Origin of the sequence: Moorena sp. SIO4A5 (assembly GCF_010672005.1) — a bacterium.
In the GTDB taxonomy this organism is placed as follows: Bacteria; Cyanobacteriota; Cyanobacteriia; order Cyanobacteriales; family Coleofasciculaceae; genus Moorena.
Window position 1 is genome coordinate 133,458 of the sequence record NZ_JAAHHZ010000010.1, and the last position, 9,462, is coordinate 142,919.

A 9,462-nucleotide genomic window follows, 5' to 3' on the forward strand; every position below is an offset into this window, starting at 1 on the left:
TCCTAGACATTACCTGCTGCTCCCTTAGCAATACTGCTGACATTCTTAAGACTTTCCATGGTTGCCATCAGTTCTTTGCTAACTTGGTGAGCCATAAACAGAGCACCACCGAGGCTAGCCAGCTTCAGATCCTTGTAGCTGAGGACTTCTAGAGTAAGGTCAACATCAGCCCGAATCGGGTTAAGATTAACATCGTAAGCCAGTTCTTCAATATCCATACGATCTACCCGAACCGGTAGAATCCGATTACCCCCCCAGATAAATAGAGTTAGAGGAGCTTCCATCGCCACAATTTCCAGAGTTCCCGCTTTCGACATCGCGCTATTGGTCAAGACTGACAAGGTTTTGGGATACATTAGCATTTCCAGAGTTGCGATTTGGGGATGAATGCCCAAGGTAACCGCCATGGTATCCGCCTGCTCTAACCGGTCAGTGGCATCGATGGCCATTTTTAGACTAATGCTCTCTTTCGGAGGACCACTGATTCGTTTCGCTTCAGTCGGGTCTAGGTCAGATTTACCCTGTGCAGACAAATCCGCTCCTGCTGTCCGGGGCGTAAGCGATCGCGTCATCGTCTCGGGATTGTACTGAAAAAGAATCACACTAGCTAGGGGATTAGCAGGGTCTAGAGCGACTATTGCCCCTCTCAACAAACGAGGGGAAAGGGGAGATGTAGCCATGAAATCTTTTTGGTTAATAAACTGCTGATATCAAGTCTGTTTGAATACTTATTCTTGAGCTAACTCATCAATTGTTAATTGTTAATTCTTAATTGTCAATGGTTAAAGTGAATATAGCAAGGGAGCAGGGAGCAGGGAGCAGGGAGCAGGGAAGAGAGAAGAGGGAACAGGGAATAGGGAACAGGGAATAGGGAATAGGGAATAGGGAATAGGGAATAGGGAATAGCAATGCGCTGCATCAAGAGGTGCGACCCGTGGGTAATTTAATTCTTAATGGTAAGAGCGCACCTAACTTCGACTTACTCGTAGATGTTTCATTCCGCCATACCTCTATAAATAGCCTGAGCAATTTCCTTACCCATGTCTGTGGAATTGTGGGTTTTAGTTAAGTTTAAATTCACTGGTACAGTAGGAATATTGGTAGTATCTTGCCAATTTCGAGGTAGTCCCTTCACCTTAAGCAAACGGGATAATTCGGCTTCCACCGCTGTTTGTAAGCGTACCCGATCTAGTCTATTCAAGTCAATTCCTTCTAAGCTTAGCTCTGGGATTTTAATAGTAATGTTCATATTAAGGAAAGGGAGTAGGGAGTAGGGAGTAGGGAGTAGGGAGTAGGGAGTAGGGAGTAGGGAGTAGGGAGTAGTAAGTAGGAGAGCCTGTTTACTTAATTACTATTAGAAACGCTATAGGATAACCGCTATAATAATTAGCCCCAATTCTCAAAACTTGCTTCTTGCCTGAACCGACGTTCAACACTTTTGCTATCCTAGCTTATCCTAACTCTATTAAATAACTCTGTCAAATAGAGCTATAATTTTTCACTTAATTTTTAAAAAAATACTGTTTTCGACAACAAAAATCCAATATCGTTTATTACCTACTCCCGATTCCCGATTCCCGATTCCCGATTCCCGATTCCCGATTCCCTGTTCCCTACAAATCCAGACTTTATAATTATTAGTCTTACCAAATTTTCAATTATTAATAAATATTACAATAATTTAAATAACTTGCATAAAGTAAATTTAAGTGTTTCAATGATTAATGAACACTAACGGACTAATTTTAAGGCGATGTACACCAATTTTATTGTTTCACCTTTTTTGAATCAATCTAGTGAACTAATTATTCCGGGTTCCCATGGATTTTATCCCTACCAAGAACCAATTAAACATACTTTGACTGGTTCTAAGCGGGCGATTTACATTACGATCAGGAATTTGCAGACTCTGGGCTATGCCACAGTCAGCGAGTGGAGTCCACTCCAACGGACTTACAATCCTGGGGAATACATTTGTATTTTGCAGCGCAATCTGATTCTGGATTAAGCTCATAACCTAGCTGGGGGGTCTTCCCCCTAGTGCCACAGTTAAGACTAGTTTATTGGTTGTGTACTATTCCTTGTTATGGGGGGGTAAGAGCCACCGAGGGGTTTAGCCTAAATTCCTCGTAAATAGAATTAATCAGTGGGTGATACATTGCCTTAAATTGGTTTACATTTGTAGTCATTGCCTTGAATTGGTTTACTTTTGTAGTCGTGGAAGTATTTTCCACGGCTATTTTTTTTGGTTTTGACTGTGGAAGCTGCTGTGGATAGTGTGGAATGTATTCTGGTGAAGGTCAGCATAGGTTAAGCATGGGTGAATGCCAGGAAAATAATTCACGGTATCTCAGTGCTGCAATGTTCTGGATGCGATGAAGCTTCGCTTCCGCTAAAAGCGATCGCGTTTGCAAGAATTAGCTCAAGAATTAGCACAAGATGAGTCGGTAGACCCAGAAGCGATCAGGCAAGGGGAAGCTGCCATGGCAGAAGCAGAAGCCAATCACCCCCGACCTGCGCTGAAATATCTTAGTGAATGCTTTAACTTATCCTTGTTTGAACAAACAAGCTACGCATTCCCCCACCTCTCTAGGATGGAGGGGGTTAAGGAGCAACCCATTTAGTTATCGAAGTCGGGGACATTATTGTTATCTTGTCGTATTATCTTTTGTCTGCTAAAATATTAACTGTAATAGAGTTTGTTAGGAAGCGTAAAAACGTCAGCCAAAATCATAAGAACTGACAAGTGGCGACTTAATCCAACCCCCAATCAAAAAGCAGGGGTAGGGTGGGCAAATTCTATACATTTGACCATTTCAACAGTGATCATGTCCATTTGCCCACCCTACAAGATCAAGACCTTGAGGGGTAGGGTGGGCAAATAATCAGAATTTGACCATTTCAACAGTGATCATGTCCATTTGCCCACCCTACAAGATCAAGACCTTGAGGGGTAGGGTGGGCAAATTCTATACATTTGACAATTTCAACAGTGATCATGTCCATTTGCCCACCCTACAAGATATCCCCATCGGTGTTATGATTCAATTATCCCCATTAAATCGTACTATTTACAGCAACAATGTCAAGGGAAAATATAGCAACCGTTGTTAAAATTATAGAATCTCTACCTGAGGCACAGCAGGAGCGAGTTATTGAGCATTTACGGGAATATATTGCTGATATTGAAGATGAATTACAGTGGGATGAATCTTTTCGGAAAACACAAACTAAGTTAGTAGAAGTAGCGAGACTTGCGAAACAACAAATTGCTCAAGGACAGGGGCAAGCAATGGATTATGATAAGTTATGAAGTCTGCTACCTTACCATCTTTTTGGTCAAACTATTATGATCTTCCTTTAGAAGTCCGTCAAGCAGCAAAAAAAGCTTATCAGTTATGGTCAAATAATCCTTTTCATCCTTCCCTACATTTTAAATGTATTAATCGTGATGAGGATATTTGGTCAGTTAGAATTACTAAAAACTATCGTGCTATTGGAATTTTGGAAAAGGATCAGGTTACATGGTTTTGGATCGGTAGTCATGATAAGTATGAGGCGTTTTTTGGATAAATTAGAGCTTAAGGAGTGGCGCTCGCTTTTGTCGGGTGGGCAAATTGGGAATAATTTATAATCAAAGACTAAAATTTTGTCCACCTATCTGACTACAAGATCAGCGTACGCACTGTAAGAGGTGTTTGGTGGGCAAATAATGAGAATTTGACCATTTCAACAGTGATCATGTCCATTTGCCCACCAAACAAGATTAGCGATCGCCTAAGCAACAGCAAAATCTGTGTATTGTCGCATTTTTGGCTCATGAAACGCTAAGACAATATCCTCTTTGGGAACTCCAGCACGGACAAGGTCGGTAGCAATTCCTTCTTCTGTCCAGTCTTCCTCAATCCAAAATTTTCCTTCTCGAAGACGAACATATACGGTCATTCCGGTAATTTTTTCTCCATTTTGCCATCCTAAATTCATCCAAATATAGTGACCATTTGCTTCATCCGCAATCAGAAAATTCTCAATCGCCTCCTGAGAACGTTTTTGACATAATTCGATATAGTCAGTTAATAGTTGTTTAATAATTTTGGGGTATTGGGCTAATTTATCCATTGTCTTACCTCTTCTAATTCAGTATCTACAATAATTAAGGGAAGTTGATGTCTAGTGACTATTAATTGAATCACATCTTGAGTAAAAAAGTTTTTGTAGGCAATGCTACTAATAGCTAGATAAAGTTTTCGTTCAGGTGCAGTTTCATCATGCAGTCGCTCATGGGGGAAACCCCCAAGACCGCGCTGCATCCAGAAGATAGCGATAGATATCATATTGACCAAGAGCTTCTTTTAAATCTTGCAATTTTGATGTACCGACAAAGCTTTTGACTTCAACCACAAGTTTTTGTTCATTTCGTTGAACCGCAATGGGCCGTTCAGCTCCTAGATCGGCATAGAGTTTTGTTTTTCTATATTCAATAATATAGGGATCGTCAGTGATTATCCATCCATCTTTAATCAGTGCATTTTTCACAGCATTATGAATAATATCCAGTTTCGGCATGATCAATGGGAGCAAAGTATAAGCTTTTGATAAAAGCTGAGCGTATTTTAATCTTAGCTCAACAACACACCATCATGAAATTAGGGTGTGTTAGCTCCCCAGTTGAGGCAAGGAATCCCAACAAATACTGGAAAAAGAGGGGATGGTTTTGGGTTTTGCTCTCCCATAGAATCGATCAGTTTTATCAAAACTATAGATTCCCTCAACCCAATCTACAAGATCGGCGATCGCACTACTCCCTACTCCCTACTCCCTACTCCCTTTGCTATAGATCACAAATAAGTTTAAAACCTATGGACAACAACACTAAACAAATTTACAATTATACAGTTCTTCTAGAAAAAGAATCAGAGGGAGGTTATCACGCTTTTTGTCCGATCCTAAAAGGTTGTCATTCTCAAGGAGATTCTTTTGAAGAAGCGATCGATAATATTACAGAAGCTATTGAGTTATATATTGAAAGTTTAAAGGCTGATAATCTACCAATTCCTAGAGAAGATTTAATTGTGAAGCCATTAAATATCTTGGCATGAGTAATTTTCCCAGTGTCAAACCTAAAGCGATTGACCTACGGTCACGCTACGCGAACGCATTTAGAGAAGGGTTTGGTGGGCAAATTCTGATCATTTGACAAGTTGATCACGAATCATGTCCATTTGCCCACCCTACAAGATTAGCTCCCCATCACCCCATCACCCCATCACCCCATCTCCCCCCACTCCCCATCACCCGCTCACCGTCAGCTTCTCGGTCGAGTAAAAAACAGGAGGTGTAACTGTCCGATTCACCAGTAAGCTGTCAACTCCATCCACCCGCAGGCGCACCCAGTAATCCCCAGCAGCAATACCGGTGATATCAAAAACGAGGCTATTGGTCTTCTGGTCTGGTGATGGGTCAGAAGAAGTAGTTGTAACTGATGGCAAAAATTCCGACAAGGGTAACAATTCGCGATCGCTTAACAAAAACCCTACCTGTTGTCCTAGGGTTACTAATGAATTGTCTGGCTTCCCTAACCATACCGGTGGATTACAGGTCAAAGTCAACTGCTGCTGGTTTCCGGTAGCTGTAGATATAGTCATTTCCTCGATCTTAGGGGCTAGGGAAAAGGACAGAGCATTAGTCACTTGTTGCTTGCCATTGCGCTTAACCCCAACTGTTACTGTATAAAACCCAGCCAACCATTGATTACCATCAACAGGAAGCTCAACTTCCAGGGTGGTAGCTGTAGCCCCTGGCTTCGGTGTAAGTTGAATTGCCTGGCTGAGGCGGGGATGCCTAAACTCTACCACTATAGTCTCTTCACTATCTAAGTGATGACCACGCAGAGTTAAGTTCTCACCCAAACGAAGGGATGGCTGTTGATTGGGAGTTTGCAGGGTTTCTAGGGTAGGAAAGGAAGAGGTTAAGTCAGGTTGAATGGCAATGCCACTATCACGACCGTTGTTTAGGTTTGGTTCGCCACGGCTTAAGACCGGCAGAGGAGCTTTCACCGCCTGAGCGCTTTCAATTAATACTACGGAAACCTGATAGGCCGCAGAAATCCGATACTGAGTTTGAAAGGTACCCCACAGTTTTGATACTTCTTCTAGGGATAGGGTGATCGGGGTAATGCTAATCCGTTCTACTTGATTGTGCAAGTCACTATCGGGCAATACTCCTTCAATTTGCTTAGGATGGAGCAAGGCATTATCGTGTAGGATACGCATTGCTATTCCTAACAGGCGGTGGTCTTCGATATCGTTATCCTTGCCATAAGCAGTAATCAAGTAATAGAGGTTCAAGGCCAAGGGCGGTTTACTGGTTTCCCCTGGCTTGACCCGATTCGGCATATCTAAATTGCGCCAAGCCGCGTTAGCTAAGCTTTGGTAGAGAAAGATATTAATCTTTTTTTGAGTATTGCCGTTTCCTCCAGCTTTATCCAGGGGCTGAGTGCTTACCTCTGCACCGGCGTCTTCCTGTTCGATGCCTTGCCTGATCAGTTTTTGCAAGGTTTTGGTAACTGCTGCGATCGCAAGAGCATTGCTCATCACCTTCCTCCATTACGGTGTTTCAGGTAATCCTTGAGAGATAGGCTCGAAGCCCTATTTATAGAACGAGTACGACGTGGTGGTGCTGGTGGCTTACTAGCCCGTACGTCTATAGAACCGATGGTTACTTGGATAGTCGGTTTGCTTTGGGATGATGCTTTTCGCGGTAGGGTTGGAGGATGTTCACTGTTGACTGTTGATGCTTCTATTATTTCTGAATTAAATTGATTTGAATTAACCTCAGCAGCTAGTTGGTTTCCTTGATTCGGTAACCCAAGATCGGAGTGTTGATGATAGGGAGCCTTTTGCTGTGGAACCAAAGGGAATTCTGCTGTAGTCGGTCTTGGTTGATTGCTGTTACTGCTGCTATCGGTATAGTTAGGATTAATCCCTTGTGGTATCAAGGATTGCTGGTAATTAGCGCTATTTGTCTGATTAGTGATCTTATTGTTAGTGCTGCTATCGGTATAGTTAGGAGCAATCCCTTGTGGTATCAAGGATTGGGAGTAATTAAGGCTAGTTGGATGATGCCCTATCTTATTATTACTATTGCTATCGGTATAGTTAGGATTAATCCCTGATGGTAGTTTCGATTGGTAATAGTTATCCCTAGTTGGATTATCACTTATCTTGTTGCTGCTGCTATCGGTATAGTTAGGAGTAATCTCTGGTGATAGCTTCGATTGGGAATGGTTATCCCTAGTCGGATGATTAGTTATCTTGCTCAACGTGCTGCTATCGGTATAGTTAGGAGTAATCCCTGATGGTATCAAGGATTGTTGGTAATTAGGGCTATCTGTCTGATTAGTTATTTTGTTGTTAGTGCTGCTATCGATAGATTCAGTCCTTGGTGATATCAAGGATTGTTGGTAATTAGGGCTATCTGTCTGATTAGTTATTTTGTTGTTAGTGCTGCTATCGGTATAGTTAGGATTAATCCCTTGTGGTATCAATGATTGCTGGTAGTTATCGCTAGTTAGATCATTACTTATCTTATCGTTAGTGCTGCTATCGGTATAGTTAGGATTAATCCCTTGTGGTATCAATGATTGCTGGTAGCGATCGCTAGTTATCTTGTTATTTATATTATTAGTTATTTGGCTCAACTTGCTACTATCGGTAGAGTTAGCAGTCATCCGTTGTGATCGCAAAGATTGTTGGTAATTAGGGCTAGTGGGATGAGCACTTATCTTGTTGCTGCTGCTCTCGGTATAGTTAGGAGTAATCTCTGGTGATAGCTTCGATTGCTGGTAATTAGGGCTATCTGTCTGATTATTTATCTTGCTGTTATTCTTGCTATCGATAGATTCAGCAGTCATCCGTTGTGATCTCAAAGATTGCTGGTAGTTAGCGCTATCTGGATGATGAGCTATCTTGTTGTTATTCTTGCTATCGATTGATTCAGTAGTCATCCCTGATGATATCAAGGATTGGGATTTGCGATCGCTATTTGCTTGATTAGTTATCTTACTGTTACTGCTGTTATCGATCAATTCAGCAGTCATCCCTTCCGATATCTGCGATTGCTGATAATTAGCCCTATCTGGATGATCAGCTATCTTATTGTTATTCTTGCTCTCGGTATAGTTAGGAGTAATCTCTGATGATAGCTTCGATTGCTGATAATTAGCCTTATCTGTCTGAGCAGCTATCTTATTGCTACTGCTGCTCTCGGTATAGTTAGGAGTAATCTCTGATGATAGCTTCGATTGTTGATAGTTATCCCTAGTGGGATTATCACTTATCTTATTGTTAGTGCTGCTCTCGGTATAGTTAGGAGCAATCCCTGATGATATCGATGATTGTTGGTAATTAGGGCTAATGGGATTATCACTTATCTTGTTGCTACTGCTCTCGGTATAGTTAGGAGTAATCTCTGGTGATAGCAAAGATTGTTGGTAGTTAGCGCTATCTGGATGATTATTTATCTTATCGTTAATGCTGCTATCGATTTCAGCAGCAATTGGTGCTATCAAAGATTGCTGGTAATTAGGGCTAGTGGGATGAGCACTTATCTTGTTGCTGCTGCTGCTATCGGTATAGTTAGGAGCAATCTCTGATGATAGCTTCGATTGCTGGTAGTTAGCGCTATCTGGATGATTATTTATCTTATCGTTAATGCTGCTATCGATTTCAGCAGCAATTGATGCTATCAAAGATTGTTGGTAGTTATCCCTAGTGGGATTATCACTTATCTTATTGTTAGTGCTGCTCTCGGTATAGTTAGGAGTAATCTCTGGTGATATCGATGATTGTTGGTAATTAGGGCTAGTGGGATTATCACTTATCTTGTTGCTACTGCTCTCGGTATAGTTAGGAGTAATCTCTGGTGATAGCAAAGATTGTTGGTAGTTAGCGCTATCTGGATGATTATTTATCTTATCGTTAATGCTGCTATCGATTTCAGCAGCAATTGGTGCTATCAAAGATTGCTGGTAATTAGGGCTAGTGGGATGAGCACTTATCTTGTTGCTGCTGCTGCTATCGGTATAGTTAGGAGTAATCTCTGGTGATAGCTTCGATTGTTGATAGTTATCCCTAGTGGGATTATCACTTATCTTATTGTTAGTGCTGCTCTCGGTATAGTTAGGAGCAATCCCTGATGCTATCAAAGATTGCTGGGAATTAGGGCTAATGGGATTATCACTTATCTTATTGCTGCTGCTATCGGTATAGTTAGGAGTAATCTCTGGTGATAGCTTCGATTGTTGGTAGTTAGCGCTATCTGGATGATTATTTATCTTATCGTTAGTGCTGCTATCGATTTCAGCAGCAATTGGTGCTATCAAAGATTGCTGGTAATTAGGGCTAGTGGGATGAGCACTTATCTTGTTGCTACTGCTCTCGGTATAGTTAGGAGTAATCTCTG

General features: G+C 41.6%; 13 protein-coding genes. 5 read left to right on the forward strand and 8 right to left on the reverse strand.

Annotated elements, in window-relative coordinates; genetic code table 11:
- Nucleotides 1–2 precede the first annotated feature (2 nt).
- The 3 genes from F6K57_RS06925 to F6K57_RS06935 form a co-directional block, all read right to left on the reverse strand.
- Nucleotides 3–680 carry a hypothetical protein gene (locus tag F6K57_RS06925; RefSeq protein ID WP_293066031.1) on the reverse strand — a complete coding sequence of 226 codons (678 nt, stop codon included), beginning with the start codon at nt 678–680 and terminating at the stop codon, nt 3–5.
- Nucleotides 681–775: 95 nt separating this feature from the next.
- Nucleotides 776–919 (reverse strand): hypothetical protein, encoded by a 144-nt coding sequence (locus F6K57_RS06930; protein WP_293066034.1) that lies wholly within the window; start codon nt 917–919, stop codon nt 776–778.
- 75 nt (nt 920–994) lie between these two features.
- The gene (locus F6K57_RS06935) at nt 995–1,249 is read right to left on the reverse strand and encodes a hypothetical protein (RefSeq protein ID WP_293020719.1); all 255 of its coding nucleotides are present in this window, start codon (nt 1,247–1,249) and stop codon (nt 995–997) included.
- A gap of 504 nt (nt 1,250–1,753) precedes the next feature.
- Here F6K57_RS06935 and F6K57_RS06940 point away from each other — a divergent pair.
- From F6K57_RS06940 to F6K57_RS06955, 4 genes are all read left to right on the forward strand, one after another.
- The gene (locus F6K57_RS06940; RefSeq protein ID WP_293066037.1) at nt 1,754–2,008 is read left to right on the forward strand and encodes a hypothetical protein; all 255 of its coding nucleotides are present in this window, start codon (nt 1,754–1,756) and stop codon (nt 2,006–2,008) included.
- Nucleotides 2,009–2,408: 400 nt separating this feature from the next.
- Nucleotides 2,409–2,624, forward strand: a complete 216-nt coding sequence (locus tag F6K57_RS06945; protein WP_293020717.1) for a hypothetical protein — start codon at nt 2,409–2,411, stop codon at nt 2,622–2,624.
- 458 nt (nt 2,625–3,082) lie between these two features.
- The gene (locus tag F6K57_RS06950; protein ID WP_293020714.1) at nt 3,083–3,313 is read left to right on the forward strand and encodes a hypothetical protein; all 231 of its coding nucleotides are present in this window, start codon (nt 3,083–3,085) and stop codon (nt 3,311–3,313) included.
- Nucleotides 3,310–3,573, forward strand: coding sequence for a hypothetical protein (locus F6K57_RS06955; RefSeq protein WP_293047800.1), 264 nt, complete (start codon nt 3,310–3,312; stop codon nt 3,571–3,573). The genes F6K57_RS06950 and F6K57_RS06955 overlap by 4 nt, the downstream gene beginning before the upstream one ends.
- Before the next feature lie 204 nt (nt 3,574–3,777).
- Here F6K57_RS06955 and F6K57_RS06960 read toward each other — a convergent pair whose 3' ends face one another.
- The 3 genes from F6K57_RS06960 to F6K57_RS06970 are packed head-to-tail and all read right to left on the reverse strand — an operon-like array spanning nt 3,778 to nt 4,566.
- Nucleotides 3,778–4,119 carry a XisI protein gene (locus tag F6K57_RS06960; protein ID WP_293066041.1) on the reverse strand — a complete coding sequence of 114 codons (342 nt, stop codon included), beginning with the start codon at nt 4,117–4,119 and terminating at the stop codon, nt 3,778–3,780.
- On the reverse strand, nt 4,107–4,310 hold the full coding sequence (locus F6K57_RS06965) for an element excision factor XisH family protein (protein ID WP_293020709.1): 204 nt from the start codon (nt 4,308–4,310) through the stop codon (nt 4,107–4,109). Before F6K57_RS06965 ends, F6K57_RS06960 begins: the two co-directional genes overlap by 13 nt.
- Nucleotides 4,279–4,566 (reverse strand): element excision factor XisH family protein, encoded by a 288-nt coding sequence (locus F6K57_RS06970; RefSeq protein WP_293037074.1) that lies wholly within the window; start codon nt 4,564–4,566, stop codon nt 4,279–4,281. Before F6K57_RS06970 ends, F6K57_RS06965 begins: the two co-directional genes overlap by 32 nt.
- A 26-nt stretch (nt 4,567–4,592) precedes the next feature.
- Between F6K57_RS06970 and F6K57_RS06975 the strand changes: the two genes are divergently transcribed.
- Nucleotides 4,593–5,099 carry a type II toxin-antitoxin system HicB family antitoxin gene (locus F6K57_RS06975; RefSeq protein ID WP_293066044.1) on the forward strand — a complete coding sequence of 169 codons (507 nt, stop codon included), beginning with the start codon at nt 4,593–4,595 and terminating at the stop codon, nt 5,097–5,099.
- 192 nt (nt 5,100–5,291) lie between these two features.
- On the opposite strand, the gene F6K57_RS06980 is transcribed toward F6K57_RS06975, so the two are convergent.
- A complete protein-coding gene (locus tag F6K57_RS06980) occupies nt 5,292–6,593 on the reverse strand; it encodes a Pvc16 family protein (protein WP_293066047.1) in 1,302 nt (433 codons plus the stop codon).
- Nucleotides 6,593–9,462: hypothetical protein (locus tag F6K57_RS06985; protein ID WP_293066050.1), on the reverse strand; the 2,870-nt coding region annotated here is incomplete at its 5' end. The genes F6K57_RS06980 and F6K57_RS06985, both read right to left, overlap by 1 nt.